Source organism: Klebsiella sp. 1SOBk5mer (assembly GCF_046603115.1).
GTDB lineage: Bacteria > Pseudomonadota > Gammaproteobacteria > Enterobacterales > Enterobacteriaceae > Klebsiella > Klebsiella quasipneumoniae.
Genome location: NZ_JBKIUU010000001.1, coordinates 102,014 through 124,076, shown reverse-complemented (window position 1 = coordinate 124,076; position 22,063 = coordinate 102,014). Strand labels below are relative to the sequence as shown.

Annotated in this window: 21 protein-coding genes and 3 tRNA genes; 9 read left to right on the top strand and 15 right to left on the bottom strand. The window is 56.5% G+C overall.

The features are described 5' to 3' along the window. Positions 1-38: 38 nt before the first annotated feature. Positions 39-839 (bottom strand): cystine ABC transporter substrate-binding protein, encoded by an 801-nt coding sequence (gene tcyJ / locus ACLH1U_RS00580; RefSeq protein WP_004203468.1) that lies wholly within the window; start codon positions 837-839, stop codon positions 39-41. Positions 840-1,039: 200 nt separating this feature from the next. On the opposite strand from tcyJ, the gene amyA reads away from it, so the two are divergent. Next, entirely contained in the window at positions 1,040-2,527 is a 1,488-nt protein-coding gene (gene amyA / locus ACLH1U_RS00575) for an alpha-amylase (protein WP_065806268.1), read from the top strand. Between the two features lie 41 nt (positions 2,528-2,568). Here amyA and yedD read toward each other — a convergent pair whose 3' ends face one another. Continuing rightward, positions 2,569-3,003, bottom strand: a complete 435-nt coding sequence (yedD, locus tag ACLH1U_RS00570; protein WP_072413406.1) for a lipoprotein YedD — start codon at positions 3,001-3,003, stop codon at positions 2,569-2,571. Positions 3,004-3,377: 374 nt separating this feature from the next. Between yedD and rcsA the strand changes: the two genes are divergently transcribed. Next, positions 3,378-4,001, top strand: a complete 624-nt coding sequence (gene rcsA / locus ACLH1U_RS00565) for a transcriptional regulator RcsA (protein ID WP_411298988.1) — start codon at positions 3,378-3,380, stop codon at positions 3,999-4,001. A 32-nt stretch (positions 4,002-4,033) separates the two neighbouring features. Here rcsA and dsrB read toward each other — a convergent pair whose 3' ends face one another. Further along, positions 4,034-4,225 (bottom strand): protein DsrB, encoded by a 192-nt coding sequence (gene dsrB / locus ACLH1U_RS00560; protein WP_004203477.1) that lies wholly within the window; start codon positions 4,223-4,225, stop codon positions 4,034-4,036. 135 nt (positions 4,226-4,360) lie between these two features. Here dsrB and yodD point away from each other — a divergent pair, with 135 nt between their 5' ends. Beyond that, positions 4,361-4,582 carry a YodD family peroxide/acid resistance protein gene (gene yodD / locus ACLH1U_RS00555; RefSeq protein ID WP_004203478.1) on the top strand — a complete coding sequence of 74 codons (222 nt, stop codon included), beginning with the start codon at positions 4,361-4,363 and terminating at the stop codon, positions 4,580-4,582. A 299-nt stretch (positions 4,583-4,881) separates the two neighbouring features. Here the strand turns inward: yodD and dgcQ are convergent, their stop codons facing one another. Next, on the bottom strand, positions 4,882-6,561 hold the full coding sequence (dgcQ, locus tag ACLH1U_RS00550; protein ID WP_080901793.1) for a cellulose biosynthesis regulator diguanylate cyclase DgcQ: 1,680 nt from the start codon (positions 6,559-6,561) through the stop codon (positions 4,882-4,884). Positions 6,562-6,677: 116 nt separating this feature from the next. After that, on the bottom strand, positions 6,678-7,589 hold the full coding sequence (locus ACLH1U_RS00545) for a DUF808 domain-containing protein (RefSeq protein ID WP_101861968.1): 912 nt from the start codon (positions 7,587-7,589) through the stop codon (positions 6,678-6,680). Between the two features lie 183 nt (positions 7,590-7,772). Between ACLH1U_RS00545 and yedA the strand changes: the two genes are divergently transcribed. Further along, positions 7,773-8,684, top strand: coding sequence for a drug/metabolite exporter YedA (gene yedA, locus ACLH1U_RS00540; RefSeq protein ID WP_023290289.1), 912 nt, complete (start codon positions 7,773-7,775; stop codon positions 8,682-8,684). Here the strand turns inward: yedA and ACLH1U_RS00535 are convergent. The 4 genes from ACLH1U_RS00535 to drpB form a co-directional block, all read right to left on the bottom strand. After that, positions 8,599-9,153 carry a very short patch repair endonuclease gene (locus ACLH1U_RS00535; protein WP_372588445.1) on the bottom strand — a complete coding sequence of 185 codons (555 nt, stop codon included), beginning with the start codon at positions 9,151-9,153 and terminating at the stop codon, positions 8,599-8,601. The genes yedA and ACLH1U_RS00535 overlap by 86 nt on opposite strands. Then, entirely contained in the window at positions 9,134-10,534 is a 1,401-nt protein-coding gene (locus tag ACLH1U_RS00530) for a DNA cytosine methyltransferase (protein WP_411298987.1), read from the bottom strand. The genes ACLH1U_RS00535 and ACLH1U_RS00530 overlap by 20 nt, the downstream gene beginning before the upstream one ends. A 76-nt stretch (positions 10,535-10,610) precedes the next feature. After that, positions 10,611-11,321 (bottom strand): phosphohydrolase, encoded by a 711-nt coding sequence (locus tag ACLH1U_RS00525; protein WP_411298986.1) that lies wholly within the window; start codon positions 11,319-11,321, stop codon positions 10,611-10,613. Between the two features lie 42 nt (positions 11,322-11,363). Beyond that, positions 11,364-11,645 carry a cell division protein DrpB gene (gene drpB, locus ACLH1U_RS00520; RefSeq protein ID WP_023290293.1) on the bottom strand — a complete coding sequence of 94 codons (282 nt, stop codon included), beginning with the start codon at positions 11,643-11,645 and terminating at the stop codon, positions 11,364-11,366. Positions 11,646-12,185: 540 nt separating this feature from the next. Between drpB and ompC the strand changes: the two genes are divergently transcribed. Further along, positions 12,186-13,331 (top strand): porin OmpC, encoded by a 1,146-nt coding sequence (gene ompC, locus ACLH1U_RS00515; protein ID WP_101861970.1) that lies wholly within the window; start codon positions 12,186-12,188, stop codon positions 13,329-13,331. Between the two features lie 275 nt (positions 13,332-13,606). On the opposite strand, the gene ACLH1U_RS00510 is transcribed toward ompC, so the two are convergent. Then, positions 13,607-13,696: transfer RNA gene (locus ACLH1U_RS00510), tRNA-Ser, on the bottom strand. 90 nt (positions 13,697-13,786) lie between these two features. On the opposite strand from ACLH1U_RS00510, the gene mtfA reads away from it, so the two are divergent. Together mtfA and ACLH1U_RS00500 are read left to right on the top strand one after the other, a co-directional pair. Continuing rightward, complete coding sequence (mtfA, locus tag ACLH1U_RS00505; RefSeq protein WP_411298985.1) at positions 13,787-14,587, top strand: DgsA anti-repressor MtfA; 801 nt, start codon at positions 13,787-13,789, stop codon at positions 14,585-14,587. Positions 14,588-14,687: 100 nt separating this feature from the next. Continuing rightward, positions 14,688-14,763: transfer RNA gene (locus ACLH1U_RS00500), tRNA-Asn, on the top strand. Positions 14,764-15,042: 279 nt separating this feature from the next. On the opposite strand, the gene ACLH1U_RS00495 is transcribed toward ACLH1U_RS00500, so the two are convergent. Then, positions 15,043-15,432 (bottom strand): RidA family protein, encoded by a 390-nt coding sequence (locus tag ACLH1U_RS00495; protein WP_023290296.1) that lies wholly within the window; start codon positions 15,430-15,432, stop codon positions 15,043-15,045. Positions 15,433-15,572: 140 nt separating this feature from the next. On the opposite strand from ACLH1U_RS00495, the gene ACLH1U_RS00490 reads away from it, so the two are divergent. After that, a complete protein-coding gene (locus ACLH1U_RS00490; RefSeq protein WP_032453414.1) occupies positions 15,573-16,493 on the top strand; it encodes a LysR family transcriptional regulator in 921 nt (306 codons plus the stop codon). 384 nt (positions 16,494-16,877) lie between these two features. Here the strand turns inward: ACLH1U_RS00490 and ldtA are convergent, their stop codons facing one another. The 3 genes from ldtA to nac form a co-directional block, all read right to left on the bottom strand. After that, a complete protein-coding gene (gene ldtA / locus ACLH1U_RS00485) occupies positions 16,878-17,819 on the bottom strand; it encodes a L,D-transpeptidase (RefSeq protein ID WP_023290298.1) in 942 nt (313 codons plus the stop codon). A gap of 78 nt (positions 17,820-17,897) precedes the next feature. Then, the gene (cbl, locus tag ACLH1U_RS00480; RefSeq protein WP_004180456.1) at positions 17,898-18,848 is read right to left on the bottom strand and encodes an HTH-type transcriptional regulator Cbl; all 951 of its coding nucleotides are present in this window, start codon (positions 18,846-18,848) and stop codon (positions 17,898-17,900) included. A 106-nt stretch (positions 18,849-18,954) separates the two neighbouring features. Continuing rightward, positions 18,955-19,872, bottom strand: coding sequence for a nitrogen assimilation transcriptional regulator NAC (gene nac, locus ACLH1U_RS00475; RefSeq protein ID WP_004203498.1), 918 nt, complete (start codon positions 19,870-19,872; stop codon positions 18,955-18,957). A 330-nt stretch (positions 19,873-20,202) separates the two neighbouring features. Between nac and ACLH1U_RS00470 the strand changes: the two genes are divergently transcribed. Further along, positions 20,203-20,278: transfer RNA gene (locus ACLH1U_RS00470), tRNA-Asn, on the top strand. 94 nt (positions 20,279-20,372) lie between these two features. Here ACLH1U_RS00470 and ACLH1U_RS00465 read toward each other — a convergent pair. Then, complete coding sequence (locus tag ACLH1U_RS00465) at positions 20,373-22,007, bottom strand: Na+/H+ antiporter (RefSeq protein WP_117132508.1); 1,635 nt, start codon at positions 22,005-22,007, stop codon at positions 20,373-20,375. Between the last annotated feature and the right edge of the window lie 56 nt (positions 22,008-22,063).

The following is a 22,063-nucleotide window of genomic DNA, read 5'->3' as shown; positions in this document are numbered from 1 at the left end:
AAGGCGCTTCCAGGAGCGCCTTTTTTCACCGCTGGCCGTTATTTTGTCACGTCAGCGCCAAACCATTTCTCGGACAGCGCCTTCAGGCTGCCATCTTTTTGCATATCCGCAATCGCGCCATCTACCGCTTTCAGCAGGTCATCGTTGCCTTTACGCAGCGCAACGCCAGCTTCCTGACGGGAGAACGCTTCGCCGGTGACCGCCAGCGTATTGTTGGTTTTCTTCACCAGATCCAGCGCCGCCAGACGGTCAACCAGAATGGCGTCAATACGGCCTACGCGCAGATCCTGGTATTTGGTCGGGTCGTCGTCATAGGTGCGGACATCCACGCCCTGGACGTTCTGACGCAGCCACTCTTCATAGTTAGTGCCCAGCCCGACGCCCACTTTCTTGCCTTTCAGATCCGCCGCGGTTTTAATCGCGCCTTCGTTGCCTTTCTTCACCAGCGCCTGCACACCGGAGATCGTGTACGGGGTAGAGAAATCGTATTTTTTCTTACGCTCATCGGAGATAGTGACCTGATTAATCACCACGTCAATGCGTTTGGAGTCCAGCGAGGCCAGCATACCGTCCCACTTGGTCGGTTTGAGGTCGGCCTTCACGCCAAGATGTTTCGCCAGCTCGTTGGCGAACTCCACTTCAAAGCCGGTCAGCTTGCCGTCATCGCCCTGGAAGCTAAAGGGAGGATAGGTGCCTTCGAGGCCCACGCGCAGCGTGCCGCGCTCTTTAATCTGATTGAGCAGGTTTTCCGCCGCAAAAGTTTTCACGCTAACGCCAGCCATCAAAACAACGGCCATTGCGCCCATCAGCGCCTGACGACCCAGAAGTGCTAATTTCATAGATACCCCGAAGATTAGGATTTTCCTGTAGTGTAAGGCGCTTAACGGCCCGACACCAACATCGTTACGCTACATCTTATGCAAATTTATTATATATGATCCGCTTTAGGGTATAGCGAAATTCAGGGCTTTCCTCACCCGTTTTGCGGGATATCTCCCATACTGCAAAGGTCAGCCTGTTGACGTCTGGAGCATGGAAGATGAAAAACCCCACCTTGTTGCAATGTTTTCACTGGTACTACCCCGCCGGCGGCGAACTGTGGCGTGAAGTCGAAGCGCTGGCCCCCAGTCTTAACGAAATCGGCATCAATATGGTCTGGTTGCCACCCGCCTACAAAGGCGCCTCGGGCGGTTATTCCGTCGGCTATGACACCTACGATCTCTTCGACCTCGGCGAGTTTGATCAAAAAGGTTCTGTCGCCACCAAATATGGCGATAAAACCCAGTTGCTGGCGGCGGTTAACGCCCTGAAGGAGCACGACATCGCCGTGCTGCTGGACGTGGTGGTGAACCATAAAATGGGCGCCGATGAAAAAGAGGCCTTGCGCGTGCAGCGCGTCGATGAGCAGGATCGCACGCAAATTGACGAGACGATCATAGAGTGCGAGGCATGGACTCGCTATACCTTCCCGGTGCGCGCCGGGCAGTATTCGCAGTTTGTCTGGGACTACAAGTGTTTTAGCGGCATTGACCACATCGAGAATCCGACGGAAGACGGTGTATTTAAAATCGTCAACGACTACACCGGCGAAGGCTGGAATGAGCAGGTCGATGATGAGCTTGGCAACTTCGACTACCTGATGGGCGCCAATATCGATTTTCGTAATCACGCCGTCACCGAAGAGATCAAATTCTGGGCGCGCTGGGTGATGGAGCAGACCGGCTGCGACGGTTTTCGTCTTGACGCCGTGAAGCATATCCCCGCCTGGTTTTACAAAGCGTGGATCGAACATGTTCAGGAGGTGGCCCCGCAGCCGCTGTTTATTGTCGCGGAATACTGGTCCCATGAAGTGGAAAAGCTCCAGCAGTATATCGACCTCGTCGAGGGCAAGACGATGCTGTTCGATGCCCCGCTGCAGATGAAATTTCATGAAGCGTCCCGCCAGGGGCGCGATTACGACATGAGCCAGATTTTCAGCGGGACGCTGGTGGAAGCCGACCCCTTCCATGCCGTCACCCTGGTCACCAACCATGATACCCAGCCGCTGCAGGCGCTCGAAGCGCCGGTTGAACCATGGTTTAAACCGCTGGCCTATGCGCTGATCCTGTTGCGTGAAAATGGCGTGCCCTCGGTCTTCTATGCCGATCTCTTCGGCGCTTCCTATGAAGATACCGGCGGCGACGGACAAACCTACGCCATAGAAATGCCCGTCATCGAGCAGCTACACGAACTTATCGACGCCCGTCAGCGCTTTGCCCACGGCGTGCAGACTCTCTGGTTCGATCACCCCAACTGCATTGCCTTCAGCCGCAGCGGCACCGACGAGGATCCCGGCTGCGTGGTGGTGATGTCCAATGGTGATGAGGGAGAAAAGACCCTGACGCTGGGCGAGAACTATGGCAACAAACGCTGGCGGGATTTCCTGGGCAACCGGGAAGAGATTGTCGAAACTGACGACGAAGGCTGCGCAACCTTTACCTGTAACGGGGGAAGCGTCAGCGTGTGGGTGCTGGAGGCGGTGCTGTAGTCATCTGACGCCGGACGGGCCAGCAGTGGCCCGCCGGAACCTTAGCGCGCGGTGGTCGGCGCGCTGACTGGAGCGGCCGCACGCGCTTTAGCCCACGCCTTCTCGCACTCCGGGGTGAGACGTTCAACGCGGGTCAACGTCATACGATCGTAGGAAAGGGTATTGCCCTCGCGCTCGATCGGGTAGATATCCAGGGAAGCGGTCACGTTGTAGATATCGCTATCGCGGTTCATCAGTTTCCCCGGCTGGGCGATCACACGCTGCCACTGGCGGCAGTCGAAGGTGTCCCCTTCTTTGGTGACGATCAGGCTGGCGATGGCGTCCGGACTCATCATCTCGCTCTGCGGCCCTTTCGTCTGCCAGTAGCCTTCCAGGCCTGCCGGCGCTGGCGCTTTAACAACCTCTTCGTAACGATCAACCTGCACGCATCCGGCCAGCGCCAGCACCATGCCAGCAAAAACTAACTGTTTCATCATTCATCCCACAAGCTGATAAAAAAGTATTGTGGCATTAAAGCGTTAAGCCTTCCACCCCCGCCGCAGGCGGAGAAGCCGGGCAAAACACGGCCAGGCATCGCAGCCTTCATTTGAAATAAGGAAATTCTGAAAGTAAAAGAATGTTTGGGGCCTAACCATAGCATCCGTGGGCACTTTTTGTTTTTAATTCGCTCACACTACCGGTTCTTGACTTTACTTTAAGAGTTTTCCTGGCAAATTATATACAGAGATGCGGAATAGTTTAATGGAACTAATGGGTTCTTTCTTAAACCTACTATTATCACCGCCCGCAAGGACTGCTTCGCATAGCCAGTGTGAAGTGTATATCGTTACGTGTTGATTGAGGATGGGTCATGTCAACGATGATTATGGATTTGTGCAGTTATACCCGGTTGGGGCTAACGGGATATCTGACCAGTCGGGGAATTAAAAAACAGGAAATCGTTGAGGTCAACTGCGCTGAGGATCTGCACAGGCACTGTGCGTCATGTTGCCCGGCGGTGGTGTTTCTGAATGAAGATTGCTTTGTGCATGATGATGAAAGTAATGGCATTATTCGCCAGATCATCACGCAAAACCCGGCGACGTTGTTTGTGATTTTTATGTCGCTGTCGAACATCCATTTTGACCGCTATCTACGGGTGCGTAAGAACCTGCTAATCAGCTCAAAATCGATCACTCCAAAAGACCTTGATGTCATTCTGGTTAATTATCTTAAATACAAGAACACGAGTCTGGGGCAGTTAAATTTACCGACGTTGTCGCTGAGCAAAACAGAATCAAATATGCTGCAAATGTGGATGGCCGGGCATGGTACTTCGCAAATTTCAACGCAAATGAACATCAAAGCGAAAACGGTATCATCGCATAAAGGCAATATTAAAAAGAAAATACAGACGCATAATAAGCAGGTGATTTACCACATCGTTCGGCTGACCGAAAACATTACCAGCGGTATTCAGGTGAATCTACGCTGAAACAAACTGGCGGTGGTCCCGCCAGTTCGGTTTTACGAGATTTCTTTTTCCACGAAGATCCCATCCGGGTGCCCTATTTCATTGAAAAACCAGATCCCCAGGGGATAGTCTTCCAGCGAAACCAGATACATCGTCCCTTCACTAAACGACTCAATTGCCAGCACTACGCCCGATCGACGTGGGCCACCGTCGGTCTTCACCGTGACACGATCGTTCACCTGCATAATCCATCTCCTCTCTATTTCCAGCCAGTGTAGAACAAAACCACGCCGCTCGCAGCGTCGCGGGCAGTGACTGGCGTTTTTTTAGACCGACTATACTTAAAGAGGCTTGAGCGACGCTCAGCGAGGGGGGTAATGATGAAGAACCGATTGACAGACCAGACCGGGAACGACGTTGATGTCAACGTTGATGCTCTGCTGGCGGCGATTAATGAGATCAGCGAAAGCGAAGTCCATCGCATCCTCGATGACCCACAGCGCGCCAGTATCGATGGCCGCGGGGCGCATACCTGGCGTGAACTGGCGGAGGCATTTGAACTCGATATTCATGATTTCAGCGCCAGCGAAGCCAACCGCTAGCGATGGGCGAAAAAAATCCCGACTCGCAGGAGTCGGGATCAAACTTGCTAATGCAAGAAGCACTTGAAAATTCGTTACACCGGGAAATCCGATGCGTTGAAACATTATCCTCAATTATTTTGCATGACAAGCGATATTCATGGCGCAAAATATTGAGAAAGTTGGCGCTTCGCAGCAGAAAGGGCTGCAGGGCTGATGCGATAAGGCTTAGCCGCAAACCGGTTTCATTCGATAGCGCGATCCCCGTCGAACACTTTAAGAAAAATCTCATTTTGCCTGATTAGGGCGAAACGTTTTGCTCACGCTTCGCTGCGATACCAGACCTGGTTGCGGCCATTTTGCTTGGCCAGATACAGTCGACCATCGGCGACCGACTGCAGAGCTTCAAAGTGATACTCCCCTCGCTCTTCGCTGCCGCTCACCCCTAACGACGCGCTGACCCGCAGCGTCACGTTGTTATGCAAAAAGACCTCCCGGCCATGAATACGCAGGCGTAGCCGCTCCGCTACCGCCGCCGCTTCCTGCAGCGTGGTATTCGGCAGCACGACACAAAACTCCTCTCCGCCCACGCGGCCCAGCAAATCACCGTCCCGGACGGTGCCGGCAAGCGTACTGGCCACCATCGACAGCACTCTGTCACCCGCCTGATGGCCATAGCGATCGTTAATGCCCTTAAAGTGATCCAAATCGAGCTGGATGACCGCCAGCGGTCGTCCGCTGCGCTGGCAGTCGCTGGCTACCGCCATCGCCTTCTCAAACAGCGCCCCGCGATTGAGCAGGCGGGTTAAGGCATCGTGCCAGGCCTGCCACTCCAGGGAGGTCTGGAGGACGCTCATATTGCGGACCATACGGCGGATCACCAGCCAGGAGAGCAGCAGCATTAAGGTGAAGAGGATCCACATCAGGGTCAGGGCGATGGTGATGGTGCCAAAGTTGCCGCGTACGCCTTCCCGCAGGGTATGGATCCGCAGCAGCACGCCGTCAAAATTGCGCAGTTTGGCCCAGCTGATATAGCGCGTCAGCAGACGCAGGCCGCCCTGATTATCATGGGCAAACGCGCGGCTGAGCAGTTCCTGTTCGCGCGGCGACAGCAGCGTCAGGACATTCCCCGGCGCAGAAGAGGCCAGCAGGCTAAGATGGCTGTCGTAAAGCTGGTATTCCCCCTCCTGCCCGCCCTGCATCGCGCTGATTAAAAATGCTTTTATTTCGCTGACTGAGAAATCCATCGCCAGCACGCCGCGCCAGTAACCGGCAAAATCCAGCGGTATCGAGGCGGTGATCACCTGCTCTTCCAGCTGCGGGTCATCGTCAGGAAAGGTTTGCCAGATAACGCCGCGGTGCGGATTGTTCCGCTGGGTCTGCCGGGTAAACCAGAGGGCGCTGATGGCGCGCGAATAGTAGGTCTTCACCTGCGATTCATCGCGCAGCGGCAGGGTCGAGGTGAAAAAACCGCTGCGGGAGATATATTGCATCCGCTCGGCAAAATCGCGATCATGCTGCGTCAGGTTTAACAGATAACCCAGCTCCAGCGTCGCCATCAGTTCATTGACCACCAGCGGATCGTCCGGCAAGAGCAGCGGGTGATCCCTGACGACGCCCTCCGAGACGCCAAACACCGGCAGCGTCCGGCGGTTGGGGAGCGCCACCCGCCAGGTCTCTTGGTGGCGTTGGCTCAGATAACGCTGGCTGGCTTCGTGCAACACATCGACGTCGAGCGGGCGTTCAAGCGCGGACTGCATACCGTGGCGAAAAAACATCATCCTGTCGATGTTGAACTGCAGCAGGCCATCCATTTCATGCGCGACGTTAGCCAGATTATTGCGCTGGTTCGCCACGTAGGCCTCTTCCAGGACATTGATTTCGCGCCAGATCAGCAGCGTGGAGAAAAACAGCACCACGATAAAACAAATGTTAACCACATGCGCCGGGCGAGTCAGGTGGTAGAGTTTTTTCAACTTCAACCGTAGTGGCTTTTCCATCTTTCTCTCGCAGTACGTTGCGCAAATCTGACGTCGTCAGCACGCCCGGTCTCTGTCGATACCGGAGGCGCTTTTAGCGTAGACCACGCGGCGCCGTCATGCGGCGCCGCACCTGACTACTTCACCGCGCCACGCAGGCGACTGACCGCCTTGACGCCCGCCAGCACCACCGCGCCGATGATAAAACCCAGCACCAGATTAGCCACCATCGGCAGCAAGGCGGCCAACATGCCGCCCAGCCCCGCGCTCCAGTGCTCAATGGCATGGTGTAGCGGCGCAATGCCGTGAACCACAATCCCGCCGCCCACGAGGAACATGGCCAGCGTCCCGACGATAGAGAGCACTTTCATCAGCCAGGGGGCCACGGTCAATAACCCTTTGCCCAGCCACTGCGCCAGGTTACTGCGTTTCTCTGCCAGCCAGTAGCCCATGTCATCCAGTTTGACGATCACCCCCACCAGGCCATAGACCCCGACGGTGACCAGAATCGCGATCCCCGACAGAATGAGGATCTGATTCAGCAGCGGCGCTTCCGCGACAATGCCGAGGGTGATGGCGACAATTTCCGCGGACAAAATAAAGTCGGTGCGGATCGCCCCTCTGACTTTGTCACGCTCAAAGGCCAGCGGATCACGATCCGCCAGCGCCTGAAGACGCTGCTGCCGTTGCGCTGGGTCCTCTTTGTGCTTACGCGCTTCCAGGCTGTGGAGCACCTTTTCCACCCCTTCAAAACAGAGAAACGCGCCGCCCAACATCAGCAGCGGCGTAATCGCCCAGGGAATGAAGGCGCTGATTAGCAGGGCCAGCGGCACGAGGATGATTTTATTGACGAACGACCCTTTCGCCACGCCCCAGACCACAGGCAGCTCACGATTTGCCCGCACGCCGGTCACCTGTTGGGCGTTGAGGGAGAGATCGTCGCCCAGCACCCCGGCCGTTTTTTTCGCCGCCAGCTTGCCCATCATGGAAATATCGTCCAGCAGCGTGGCGATATCATCGAGTAATGTTAAAAGACTACTTCCTGCCAAAATGATTTTCCTTCTCTTTTCATCAATGTCTCCCTCGAGTATGCGTTAAAAAACGGCCGCTGCCCAAGGTACAATTAGTCAATATAAATTTAACAACCTGACGCAAATTAAGCGCTCGCCAGCAGGATAGTTTTCACGTTTACTATATGTCCCCTTTCTATCTCTGCACCGTCGTGAGGAAGTATGTCTACCCGTCAGCTGTTACCGCTTATCGGGGCGCTGTTTGCGCTGTATATCATTTGGGGCTCTACCTATTTCGCCATCGCCGTCGGCGTCGCCAGCTGGCCGCCGCTGATGATGGCCGGAATTCGCTTTCTCTCTGCCGGCGTGCTGCTGCTGGGATGGCTGTTGGCCACCGGCCATAAACTGCCGGCCCGCGGACCGTTGCTTAACGCCGCGCTGATCGGGGTTTTGCTGCTGGCCGTCGGCAACGGCTTTGTCACCCTGGCCGAACATCAGCACGTTCCCTCCGGGATCGCCGCGGTCATGGTCGCCACCGTTCCGCTGTTCACCCTGTGCTTCAGCCGCTTTTTCGGCATCGCCACTCGTAAACTGGAATGGCTGGGGATTGCCATTGGCCTCGCGGGTATTGTGATGCTTAACAGCGGAGGCAACCTGAACGGCAACCCCTGGGGCGCGCTGCTGATCCTGATTGGCTCCCTGAGCTGGGCCTTTGGCTCGGTTTACGGCTCGCGGATCGAGCTGCCGACCGGCATGATGGCGGGGGCAATCGAGATGCTCGCCGCCGGGATCGTCCTGCTGGCCGCGTCATGGCTGAGCGGCGAAACCTTAACCCGTGTTCCGTCGTGGTCCGGGATCGCCGCTGTGGCCTACCTGGCTATCTTTGGCTCGCTGATTGCCATCAACGCCTATATGTTTTTGATCCGCAATGTCACCCCGGCGGTAGCCACCAGCTACGCCTATGTCAACCCGGTGGTGGCGGTTCTGCTTGGTACCGGATTCGGTGGCGAAAGCCTGTCCCTGATCGAGTGGCTGGCGCTGGCGGTGATTATTTTTGCCGTCGTGCTGGTGACGCTGGGGAAATACCTTTTCCCGGTTCGCAGCGAAGCGACCCCTTGTAAGGCGTCGAAATAAGCGCCAGTTCGCGGATCCCCTGGGTGTCGATCTGCGCGTCGTGTCCGGCGCCGCAGATCCACTCTTCCAGACGCTCGGTGAGCGCCTCGTCATTCAGCTTCAGCCGACCGCGCAGGGCGCATTCCCAGACGATAAGCACCCGCCAGCCCTGCTCGGCCAGCTTTTGCCGGTCACGGGCATCGCGCGCCACGTTGCCGGCGATCTTGTCCAGCCAGAACGCCGTCCGGGTGGCCGGCACCTTAAACAGGTAACAGTCATGGTGATGCCAGAAACAGCCGTGGGTAAAGATGACGCAACGGTAATCGGGTAAAGCGAAATCAGGGCGTCCCGGCAGCTCGCGCTCCTGGGCAACAAAGGTGAATCCCGCCTGAGTCAACAGCGCCGCTATCCGCTTCTCGATCGCCGTATCGCGCGTGGCGATAGCCCGCATATTTTTACTGCGCGTGGCTTTATCGTGAACATCCGCCATCGTTATCACCCGCTTCGCGACGCGCCACCGCCTGAGCGATGCGCGGGGCCAGGAGCTTCGCCACCGCGGCGAAGACCGGAACCACCACCGAGTTGCCGAACTGACGATAGGCCTGGGTATCCGACACCGGGATGCGGAAACGCGCCCCCTGAGGCGATTCGAAACCCATCAACCGGGCGCACTCCCGCGGCGTCAACCGACGAGGACGCCGCTGTTGATTCTGCGGATCGTCAAAATGCGTCTCGCCCAGCGGCCGATCCCAGCCGCGATCGACGAGAATTTCGGCGCCATCTTTATAGTAGCGGGCGGAGAGCGTCCGGGCCACGCTGTGGGGATTGGCGGGGTCCACCAGGCCATAACCAAAGCCATTGCCCCGCGCCTGATGTTTGCGGGCATATCGATAAAGATATTTCCACAGTACCGGCGTGAGGATAAATTTGGCATCCACCGTCGGCTCCAGCAGCTCGCCAAATGTTGGCCGAACCGTCGGGTATAGCGCCGCGATATCGCGCAGCGTAAACCCCTCGTGCAGCTGCAGATCGCGACGGAAGCCCACCAGCACGATGCGCTCCCGGTGCTGCGGTAAGAAATGGCGCCCGTCGATCACCTTCGGATCGTCCGGCCCGCTATGCCCGGCGTCAGCGACCTCATACCCCAGCTCATCCAGCGTCTGCATGATGATGCGGAAGGTCCGCCCCTGATCGTGGCTTTTGAGATTTTTAACATTCTCCAGCACAAAGATCGCCGGCTGACGGGCAGCGATAATTCTCACTACATCAAAAAACAGCGTCCCCTGGGTTTCGCAGGCAAAGCCGTGGGCGCGGCCCATGGCATTTTTTTTCGACACGCCGGCAAGTGAGAAAGGCTGGCAGGGAAAGCCGGCCAGCAGCACATCATGCTGCGGGATAGTCTCGCGGATATGCTGCGCCGCCTCGTCATCGCTAACGTCGGGGCGATGGCTGAGGGTGATATCGCGAATATCTTCATTGAAACGGTGTTGCTGCGGATCACAATACCAGTTGGCCTTATAGGTGCGCACCGCATGCTTGTTCCACTCGCTGGTAAAGACGCACTGCCCGCCGATAGCTTCAAAACCGCTGCGGATCCCGCCGATACCGGCAAACAGATCGACAAAGCGGAATCCATAGTGCGGATGATGGGCCGGCGGCGACGGCAGCAGCGTCGCCAGATGAGCGACCTCCTGCGGACGCAAACGCGCTGCCGCGCGGCTGACGGCCGCCACGCGCTTGAGGATCGCCGCGCTCCAGTGCTGCTCCCCGACGCTCACCAGTTCGGCGACCAGCGTTTTCACATCGTAGATCGTCATCAGCTGGCGCAGCAGCGCCTGAGCCTCTTCACCGGCCTGTTCCGTCAATGACAACGACCTGTTTTCCTTGCTTAACTTTTGTGGCATATCCTCAACCAGCGCGGACGATTTTTGCAGAGAGTACCATAAATCACTGGTCGGTTGACGGCTGCGGTGCAAAGCGGCGTAAAACCGCCTCATCCAGCGCCAGGGGTTCCCCCTTCAGCTCCGCGCTGATCTTGGCCATAAACTCGACGAGGAAGCGCGCATTATGCTGCGCCATAGCCCTTCCTCCGGCGGTCTGCATGGTTTCCGGCAGGCGCAGGAGCTTGTACTGGAAATGGTCGAGGGCATATTTTCTGTCATCCAGCGCTCGCCGGTCGGCGAAAGGATCGTCGGCATCAAACAGAATGGTGTTCAGGGCGCCGGCGACGGCGAAGACCCGCGCCAGGCCTATCGCCCCCAGCGACTCGAGACGGTCGGCGTCCTGGACGATTTTCGCCTCCAGCGTGCGCGGCGGGATCGCCGCGCTGAAGCTGTGCGCCTCAATAGCGTGGCTGACCGCCGCATACCGGTCTGCGGGAAAATCGGCAAACGACGACTGCAAAATAGCCAGGGTTTTCTCGGCCGCCATCATTGAGGAGCGGCTTCGCTCCGGATGATTTTTAGGCAGACTGACAATGTCATGAAAATAGCAGGCCGTGAGAAGCACCAGCCCGTCGACCTCCTCCTCCCCGGCGGCCAGCCGGGTGGCGGTGGCCCAGACGCGACGAAAATGGGACAGATCGTGCGCCGCATCCTCCCGGGCGTGGTGCGTCAGTATCCAGTGCTCAAATCGCTGCTGCCAGTCAACCAGGTTCATAGGCGTTCCTTTATCTGTAGGTCAGCCTCGAGCATAGCAACTTTACGACCGATGATCCCGCCCGCTTCCGGAGGGCCGTGTATACCAGACGACAGCGCCGAGGATCGCGCCAATGCCGGCGAGCACCAGCATTCCCAGCAGGGCGCCAAGCCATTTCCCTGCCATGGTGCCAAAATCGCCCTCCGCACTGGCGCCGGGGACACTGTGAATTTTTCCCACCACCCACCAGTAACGCACAATGACCCAGACACAATATCCGCAAAAGGCATACAACGCCCATAGCGCAAGTTTGCCGCCCGGGCTGCGTTTTGCCTGCTCTTCCATCTCATTCCTCTCCGTGACAAATCATACTACCGCCACTCAAAAACGTGACATTCATCACATTATACCGCCATACTGCGCCACAGGCAGCAGTTTCATCCTTGTCTTCTGCACATACTTATTACTTATTCTGCCAACGGAAATACGCAGGGTTGTTTTTTTATTCTTTACCCACAGACTTAAACATTAACGACACCCAGCCATGCCGTGTATTGCAATTATACCTCCGCCGGCGGCATTGACTAATAAATTATATTTAAAGGCTGAATAATCAACTCACTGTAAATTAATATAAATAATTTCATTCAGTTAACCACGATCGCAACGAAGCAACATAACCTATTGCTATACAACAAAATAATTATTAAAACAGATTTATTTAAATTTAATATAATGAACCACATAGAAATATCTTGCAATATCTTACATTATTTATTTACATATTTTATTTTAAATAAAAATGAACTTAGTCGTTAGTATCTGACAGGCATTCCGGAGGGATTGTCATAATTCACAGAAATTATTATTAAAAGGGAATATATAATGAAGAGAAAAGTACTGGCACTCATGGTACCGGCATTACTCATGGTCAATGCCGTTAATGCCGTTAATGCCGCGGAAATTTATAACAATAACGCCAACAAACTGGACCTTTATGGGAAAGTCGACGGCCTGCGTTACTTCTCTGACGACACCAGCGAGGACGGTGACCAGACCTATGCTCGCTTAGGCATCAAAGGCGAAACGCAGATCGCTTCCGAGTTAACCGGCTACGGTCAGTGGGAATACAATGTCAAGGCCAATACCAGCGAAGGGGAAGGCGCAAACTCCTGGACCCGTCTGGCCTTCGCCGGTCTGAAGTTTGCTGACTATGGCTCACTGGACTATGGCCGTAACTACGGCGTGGTGTACGACATCGAATCCTGGACTGATATGCTGCCGGAATTCGGCGGCGATACCTACACCCAGACCGACGTTTACATGACCGGCCGCACCAACGGGGTGGCCACCTACCGTAACAGCGATTTCTTCGGCCTCGTCGACGGCCTGCATTTCGCCCTGCAGTATCAGGGGAATAATGAAAACGCCGGTTCTGGCGAAGGCACAAACAACGGTGGCGCTCGTAAACTGGCGCGGGAAAATGGCGACGGGTTTGGTATTTCCAGCTACTACGATCTCGATATGGGCATCAGCTTCGGGGCCGCCTACTCGGCTTCCGACCGTACCCATAACCAGCTGGCGGCAGCACGCAGCAGCCATATTTACGCTAACGGTGATAAAGCCGAGGCCTGGACCGTCGGCGCAAAATATGACGCCAACAACATCTATCTGGCCGCCATGTATGCGGAAACCCGCAACATGACCTTCTACGGCAACGGCGCTATTGCCAACAAGACGCAGAACTTTGAAGTCGTCGCCCAGTACCAGTTCGATGAGTATAATTTACCGCTGCGTCCATCCGTGGCCTATCTGCAATCGAAGGGGAAAGATCTTTACAACTACTCTCGCTATAGCGACAAGGATCTGGTCAAGTATGTCGACATCGGCATGACCTACTACTTCAATAAGAATATGTCCACCTATGTGGATTACAAAATCAACCTGCTGGATGAAGACGACCGCTTCTACCGCAACAACGGTATCTCGACCGATGATATCGTGGCCCTCGGTCTGGTTTACCAGTTCTGATCCCCATCAAAGCCCGCGCTCAGCGGGCTTTTTCTTGTTCCCGCTCCGTTGAGATCACTCTTTTCAACATTGCCGCTTTCCAGGCGTACCTTCCCTCTTTATGATGCGTTTAAGCTCGTTCGGGCAAATTGCGGCGGTAAGACCACAAAAGGACAAGGCGCACTACCGCGTCTTTACGCTGAAACCAGGACGATGATGATGGCGATACCCCAGCGCAGGCGTTATACCTGAAGCTAACGGTGTTATTGAAGGGGAATGGTCAGAGAAAGAATAGTTGGCGGAGAGAGGGGGATTTGAACCCCCGGTAGAGTTGCCCCTACTCCGGTTTTCGAGACCGGTCCGTTCAGCCGCTCCGGCATCTCTCCGCTGTTGTGGTTGCTATAATGCCAGGATCTTTGGCATTTTAATAGCTCCCGTTTCGGTAATCGTGTTCAAGTGACGACTTTGCGAGCAATATGATGTTTAAATGGCCCTGGAAAGCAGATGATGAGTCCGGCAACGCAGAGATGCCCTGGGAGCAAGCGCTTGCCATTCCGGTTTTAGCCCACCTTTCGCCCGCTGAGCAGCACAAGCTGACGCAGATGGCTGCCCGTTTCTTACAGCAAAAACGTCTGGTGGCGCTTCAGGGGCTGGAGCTGACTCCGTTGCACCAGGCGCGGATAGCTATGCTCTTTTGCCTGCCGGTACTTGAGCTGGGGATTGAGTGGCTGGACGGTTTTCATGAAGTGCTGATCTACCCTGCCCCCTTTGTTGTGGATGATGAATGGGAGGATGATATTGGTCTGGTCCACAACCAGCGGGTGGTGCAGTCGGGGCAAAGCTGGCAGCAGGGTCCCGTAGTGCTGAACTGGCTGGATATTCAGGACTCCTTTGATGCGTCAGGCTTTAACCTTGTGGTGCATGAGGTGGCGCATAAGCTTGATGCGCGGAATGGCGATCGGGCCAGCGGGGTGCCGCTGATCCCACTGCGCGAAGTCGCCGGCTGGGAGCACGATCTCCACGCGGCGATGAACAACATTCAGGATGAGATAGATCTGGTAGGGGAAAGCGCCGCCAGCATTGACGCCTATGCCGCCACCGATCCCGCGGAATGCTTCGCCGTCCTTTCGGAATATTTTTTCAGCGCGCCTGAACTGTTCGCGCCCCGCTTCCCGGCCCTGTGGCAGCGTTTTTGCCATTTTTACCGCCAGGATCCGCTGGCGCGCATACGTGAAAATGGCCTGCAGGACGAAGACGATCGGCGCATTGTTCACTAAAACAACGTGTTGAGCTAAATTTAGCCAGTTGAATCAGCAAGTTAATTTTAGTGTTGACACAAAAATGCCGGGCCAGTAGTATGCGCCTCGTTCACACGATTCCTCTGTAGTTCAGTCGGTAGAACGGCGGACTGTTAATCCGTATGTCACTGGTTCGAGTCCAGTCAGAGGAGCCAAATTTAAAAAGCCCGCTCAGGGAAACCTGAGCGGGCCTTTTGCTTTCCGTGAGCCCCACGCCAGCGGGTATAAGCAGCATCGTACCGTTGGTACCGTCCAACGTTCCGTATGCGATCCCCGCAGGTGAAAAGCAGCGCCGCTGCTCCCAACCTTATGGCTACAGACTTTCGATCCGACGGTAACCATTGGGTCTACTGCTGGGTAGCAGACGATCCCGATTCGGCAGTTACCGCTGCAGACAGCGCGGACTGCCCAACTGGCGGAAAGACCCGTAACGCTTAGGGTAGCCTGGCAATAACCTTAATCTCGAACTTAAATCCATAAAGCCACGTCACGCCGATCCCGGTCAGCGTAGGGTAAGGCGCTTCTCCCCAATATTCTGGCAGGATACTCCAGATAGCGTCGAGATTTGACTCAGGATCGACGACAAAGAGGGTAACGTCAACCACGTCCCTAAACGTGCAGCCCGCCGCTGCGAGCACAGCATTAAGATTTTTGAACGCCAGCCTGACCTGTGCTTCCAGATCGTGCTCAGGCGAACCATCCTCGTGGCTACCCACCTGCCCAGAAACAAACAAGAAACCATTGGATTTGATGGCCGGTGAATAACGATTGCGCTCATAGAGCGCCTGCCGACCGAGGGGAAAAACGGCTTCGCGTGCTGTCATATTTGTACCTTTATGCTGGGGCGAATTCAGCCCGGTGAATGTAAAGACACTGTACAACGGCCAGATCGGGCGGATAAACAAGCGACTTTGTCCCTCATTGTTTGTAATATCCAAACAATCGATGAAAGACAGGATAAGAAATGGATCGTTTCGATGCGATGCGCGCCTTTGCTCGGGTGGTGGAGGCAGGGAGCTTCACGAAGGCTGCCCAAACGCTTCATATGAGCAAAACCACGGTGACGCAACTCATTCAGCAACTGGAAGCGCGACTGCGCGTCAAATTGCTCCATCGCACCACCCGCAAGCTTGGGGTGACTCCCGATGGCGCGGTCTACTACGAGCGCGTCATCCGCCTGCTGGCGGACATGGAGGATGCTGAAAACAGCCTGTCCAGTGCGGCGATGACGCCCAGGGGAAGGCTACGGGTGGATGTGCCCAGTCCGCTAGCCCGCCTCATCCTGGTGCCGGCGCTACCGGCTTTCCACGCCCGCTACCCTGATATCCAGTTCGACATGGGCGTGAGCGACCGGAAGGTAGATCTGATCGGCGACAACGTGGATTGCGTCCTGCGCGGTGGCGAAATCACCGACCAGTCCCTAATCGCACGCCATGTCGGCGATTTGCCAATCGGCGTCTACGTCGCCCCCCGTTATGTGGAACGCCTTGGCGCTCCCGCACACCCGCGAGAGCTGCAAAATACTGACCATTGCATAGTGGGATTCTTGTCCTCACGCACCAGTAAGATTGATCCTTTGGTACTGCGCAGTGAGAATGAACGTATTGAAATCACGGGCAACTACGTCCTTGCCGTGGATGATGGCAATGCTTACCTCGAAGCTGGGTTAGCTGGCTTAGGCGTGATTGCGCTGCCCAACTATATGGCGGCAGCGCATCAGGCCGTTGGCGCTTTGATTCCATTATTTACACAATGGCGGATTAGCCCAATGCCTCTGTACCTGGCGTTTCCACCGAACCGCCATGTCAACGCCAAGCTGCGCGTTTTTATTGACTGGATCGTTGAAGTGATGCAGCAGCATGTCCCGATTGCCAACAATAAATAACGACATCCCAGCCCCCTGATTCGCTTATCAACAACGATGGGGGTCAGTAGTAGTGACTGTGGTCAGGCGTGTTTTGACAATAGGGATTCTGCAGCACTCATCAGTATTATATTCTGGATATTGGCTATCATAACGGGGATCTTCGCTTTCATGGACAATGGCAGCCAAAAAAAAGATCCTCAGTAACAATATTAAGTCCATAGATATATTTGCAGACTTTATCATCTCCGCCTGAGCCTCTCCTGGCGCCCTCATTAACACGCCATCACCGCCACTGTTGATAAGTTAAGGATCGGTTTCCCGATCCTTATCCCCAACAACGTTGAATGCATCGACAGCACAAGAGCCTTCTTACAATAGCCGTTAATGAGGCTAAACGACCCGCTACAAACTCCCCTGCGCCGCTGTGGCGCTGATATTCACCGGCATGCCGGAGCGGCGCTGCAGGGTTTGCTCGGCCTGCGAAGGACTCACTCCCGGTCCCTGAGTAAATTCGCGCAGCGCCGAGGTCATCGGCAAGGGGACTTTTCTGTCGGATTCAAATTCCGCCCGGTTGCGCGACAGCGGCTCGTGCACCTCCAGCCAGTGGCTGCCATCCGGTTCCACGGTGTACTTCACCGGCTGATCGATCAGCTGGACGCGCGTCCCCACCGGTACGTTATCAAACAGGAATTTAATGTCGTCATTGCGCAGGCGGATGCATCCCTGGCTGACACGCAGCCCGATGCCAAAGTTGGCATTGGTGCCGTGGATGGCGTACAGCCTGCCGATATAGATCGCATACAGCCCCATCGGATTATCGGGGCCGGGCGGCACCATCGCCGGCAGGGTTTTGCCCTCTTTCGCATATTCACGGCGGGTATTGGCGGTCGGTACCCAGGTGGGCCCTTCCTGCTTGCGCTCTACCGCCGTCACCCAGTTACGCGGCGTTTCGCGTCCCGCCTGACCAATGCCGATTGGCAGGACTTCAACGCTATTGCCCAGCGGCGGGTAATAATAGAGGCGCATCTCGGCGACGTTGATAACGATCCCCTCACGCACGGTGTCAGGCAGGATCAGCTGCTGCGGAATAGTCAGCGTCGAACCGGAGTGCGGCAAATAAACATCGACGCCGGGGTTCGCCTCCAGCATATTGCTCAACCCCTGGCCGTACTGGGCGGCAAAGCTTTCCAGTGGTTGAGTGTTGTTCTCCGGCACGGCAATGGTAAAAGCGCTGCCCACCAGACGGCTCCCCTCCGGCGGCAGCGGATAGCTGACGGCCAGCGCGCTGTGGCTGGCGAACAGCATCAGCGCCGAACAGAGTAATGTCACACGCCGCATCGTCATTTTCCCTTCCTCAGTCGCGACTCTCGTGTGTGAATTATAGCGGCATTTCTTCTCCCCGATCCGCTGGCCAGCATTTCCTTAAATCTGATAGTCGATAGCGGCCTCTTCCGGCTCCATCGCCTGGCGCTTGATCTCATCCAGCGACAGTCCGGCATTGCACAATTCGATAAAGCGCCAGACGTAATTACGCTGCAGCTGACCCCGCTTCAGTCCCAGCCATACGGTATTGGCATCAAACAGATGGCGGGTATCGAGCCGCGTAAAGGTATCCGCTTCGCGGGCATCCCCGGACTGCTCGGCAACCAGCCCGACGCCCAGCCCCAGCTCGACGTAGGTCTTGATCACATCGGAATCCTGGGCGCTCAGCACAATATCCGGCATCAACCCTTTGCGGTTGAAGGCCTCATCGATCCGCGAACGGCCGGTGATCCCCTGGCGATAGGTGATTAACGGCCAACGGGCAATCGCCTCCAGCGTCAGAGGAGACACCTGGGTCAGGGGATGGTCTTTGGGTACCAGCAGGCTGTGATGCCAGCGGAACCAGGGGAAAGCCGCCAGCGTCGGGTCGTTGCTCAGACGCTCGCTGGCGATGCCGATATCCGCTCCGCCGTTATGCAGCAGCGCTTCGATTTCCTGCGGGGTGCCCTGCACCAGCTCGACGCGAACGTCGGAGAACAGCTCGCGGAAAGCTTTAATCACCGGGGGCAGGCTGTAGCGCGCCTGGGTATGGGTGGTGGCGATGGTTAAGACGCCGGAGGCATCGTTAGTGAAGAGATCCGCCAGCCGCCGGACGTTGCTGGCTTCATTGAGGATCCGCTCAGCAATGGATAACAGCGCTTTACCCGGCTCGGTCATGCCTAACAGGCGTTTGCCGCGACGGATAAAGATCTCAATCCCCAGCTCCTCTTCCAGTTCCCGGATATGGCGGCTGACGCCTGACTGCGAGGTATAGAGCATATTCGCGACTTCCGTCAGGTTGTAATCCTGACGGGCCGCCTCACGGATAATTTTCAGTTGCTGGAAGTTCACCCTTTCCTCCGGGCCAATGGACTTAACGTATCTGCTATTGTTAAAGTCTGTTGTCCCGGGTAACAAATAATAAAAACCAGCAACTTATTCCTTAAGAGAATATAGCTTAACTAACCAGCTGCAGTTCGCGGTTCTCCAGCGACGGACGGCTCACCAGAGACAGCAGGATCTCCTTCACCGCCTGCGCCTGCGGCGACAAACCGCCGCGCGCCGACATGTTCAGCGACAGCGACAGGCTCATTGACGGCGTGCTAATCCGCGCCATCCAGCCGTTCGCCGCGCCGCACAGGGAGCGGGCAGCGGATTCCGGCAGGACCGTCGCCCCCATGCCGCTGGCGATGGCCGCGGTCAGGGTGGTAATGGATTCGATCTCGCCGATAATTTTCGCCGACAGACGACGCAGGGTGAACGCCTCGGTGACCCGCGCCCGTACCGCGCTGTAATCCCGCGGCAGGAACAGGTTCATCTCCGCCACCGCCGTGAGGTCCACGCTCTGCCCCGGGCAGTCGCGGGTGCCGACCAGGTAGAGGTCTTCTTTCAGCAGCGGCTGACTGACGATGCCGGCCACCGGCGAACGCTCATACAGCACCGCCATATCGAGCTGGCCCGCCAGCAGCTTGTCATTCAGCGCAGTGCCGCTGCTTTCCTGCAGATAGACCATCACCTCGGGCAGCTCATTACGCACCGTCTGCAGCAACGGCATGGTAATGGCGGAGGCCGCTGTGCCCGGCGCCAGGCCGATCGAGACCTGGCCACGCAGCGTCTGGCCGACGTTATTGACCGCCAGCTGCGCCTGCTCACACTGGCGCAGAATGGTCCGCGCATGGGTATAAAGGATTTTACCGGCTTCCGTTGGCGTGACCCCTCGCTTGGTGCGTATCAGCAGCTGCTGGTCCATTTCACCTTCCAGGGTCGCGACCTGCTGGCTGAGGGCCGGTTGGGCGATGTGCAAGACTTCAGCGGCCTGGGTCAGACTGCCGATATCGACGATTTTCACAAAATATTTCAGTCGTCTTAAGTTCATTTTGCCTCCTGTAAGGAACGCCAGCGTCAACGCTGGAAGTATGATGAAACTGGTTTTGCAATTTGCTTGCCAGCTTTTCATTTCCGCTGCCGTTGCCCGCCACAGGCGGTGTTATAAGGGATAGTGATAGCAATCCGGTTTTTATTTGCCCGGTAAGCAGATTGTGGTATGCCCCATTAGGGGTACATTCGCACTACAACGGTGCAATCTGGTGAAAAAAACAGCGCGCGGGCGGGGGTTGCTGAAATTGTCAGCAGTCGAACGCAATTCTTTGAATCAGGCTTTGACAAGGCCGGGTGGCATCGTTAATATGCGCCCCGTTCACACGATTCCTCTGTAGTTCAGTCGGTAGAACGGCGGACTGTTAATCCGTATGTCACTGGTTCGAGTCCAGTCAGAGGAGCCAAATTTAAAAAGCCTGCTTTCGAGCAGGCTTTTTGCTTTTCCGCGCCAGCCGCGCTGCCGGAAGGCGAAGGATCCCCCCTCCGGCGATGGCGCCCCTAGCGCAAGCTCTCTTCCTTCAGGTCTATCTCTCGCAGCACCTCATAAAAGGTGATATCGCTAATGTTGTGGGCGCGACGCAGCCGGAACAGCTCCTGACGCTGGGCGATAATGACCTCTCTTTGCATATATTTCTCCAGCCTGGCGCGCTTAGCCAGCTCCAGCCCGACGTCCTGCCCTTCGTCATTGTCGTTATAGTGCAGCCGCCGCTGGTAGGTTTCCAGCAGCATATTGCCGGCATCAGCCCGCAGGGCCTGCTCAGTCGGATCCTCCACCGGCTCGTCGAGTAGCGCATTCAGCCGGTTGATAGCCACTTCGGTCATGACGGCGCCAATATCGTCTTTGCCTGTGTCATGGGGTAAATCATCGGCAAGATAGCGGGTCATAAACGGCAGACCGATAGCCGCCACCACCAGCGACATCAGGATCACCGCCATTGAGAGAAAGATCAGCAGTTCGCGGCCCGGGAAGGGTGAACCATCCGCCAGCACCGCCGGCAGCGTCAGAATACCGGCGAGCGTCACGGAGCCTTTGACCCCCGCCAGCGCCATGACGGCGAGGATGCTGAATCGCGGACGGACGGTGATGGCTTTGCCCCGCCGTTTGCGGCGAAAAATGGTCAGCGTCATCGACAGCCATACCCAGGCGAAACGCATCAGACCGAGCGCGAGGGTGATGGCCACGGCGTACAGCAGCAGATACCAGGGCGAAGGGACGCCGGCCTGGCTGGCTACCGCCGGCAACGTCCTGAGCATGCGGGGCAACTGCTCGCCCAGCATCAGGAAGATCATCCCGTTGAGGGTAGTCTGCAGCATGGACCACACCGCGCTGCTTTTCATGCGCGTCGCGGGTAGCCGAGGCCCCGACAGCTGTTCATAGTGCATCGCAATGCCGGCGGCGACGGCGGCAAGAATGCCGGAGACACGGAACGCCTCGGCCAGCAGGTAGGCGGCGAAGGGGATAAGCAGGCTGATCAGGATCTGGATGGCCGGCTCCTCGCGGGTGCGCCGCACCAGAAAGTTATTACATTTGCCGGTGACCCACACCACCACGAGCCCACTGAGGATGCCCCCGAACGCCATCAGGAAAAACTTCATCACCGCCTCTCCCGGGGAGAAGCTGCCGGTCAGCACCGCGGCGATGGCGAAATTAAAAGCGACGAGGCCCGAAGCATCGTTTAACAGCGATTCCCCTTCGAGGATATGCGCCATCCGGGAAGGCAGCGGCGAGCTGGCGGTCATTGCCGATACCGCCACCGGATCGGTGGGTGACAGAATCGCCGCCAGGGCAAACCCCGCCGCCACGGTGATCGCCGGAATAAGCCAGTGAATAAACAGGCCAATGCCGAGGATAGTGACCATCACCAGGCCTATCGCCAGCGACAGAATCGGCTTCATATCGCGGAAAAACGCGTCTTTCGGGATCCGCCAGCCATCAAGGAAAAGCAGCGGCGGGATAAACAACAGCAAAAAGATGTGCGGATCGAAATCGACCTGAAAACCACCGGCGGCCAGCGCGGCGCCCGCGGCGATCTGGATCAGCGGCAGCGGCACTTTAACGGGCAGAAGATGGGAAATGAACACCGTCACCACGATGGCCATCATAAAGACCAGCACAATAGCGATTAGCGACATTCATCCCCTCCTTTGACGGCAATATTCATTCTGTACATCAGGCTGTTATTCCTTTT